We start from the raw sequence: 456 nt of genomic DNA on the forward strand, positions 1-456 counted from the left end.
GTATTACCGCGGCTGCTGGCACGTAGTTAGCCGTCCCTTTCTGGTAAGTTACCGTCACTGTGTGAACTTTCCACTCTCACACACGTTCTTCTCTTACAACAGAGCTTTACGATCCGAAAACCTTCTTCACTCACGCGGCGTTGCTCGGTCAGGGTTGCCCCCATTGCCGAAGATTCCCTACTGCTGCCTCCCGTAGGAGTCTGGGCCGTGTCTCAGTCCCAGTGTGGCCGATCACCCTCTCAGGTCGGCTATGTATCGTCGCCTTGGTGAGCCGTTACCTCACCAACTAGCTAATACAACGCAGGTCCATCTACTAGTGAAGCAATTGCTCCTTTCAAGCATCTAACATGGGTTAAATGCTGTTATGCGGTATTAGCTATCGTTTCCAATAGTTATCCCCCGCTAGTAGGCAGGTTACCTACGCGTTACTCACCCGTTCGCAACTCTTCCAACTTT

1 rRNA gene is annotated in these 456 nt (G+C 51.5%); it reads right to left on the bottom strand.

Annotation, left to right across the window (positions count from 1 at the left end):
* Positions 1–456: ribosomal RNA gene (locus HMPREF2937_RS13185) — 16S ribosomal RNA — on the bottom strand; the annotation flags it as partial.

The organism is Staphylococcus sp. HMSC061G12 (assembly GCF_001838465.1).
In the GTDB taxonomy this organism is placed as follows: domain Bacteria; phylum Bacillota; class Bacilli; order Staphylococcales; family Staphylococcaceae; genus Staphylococcus; species Staphylococcus simulans.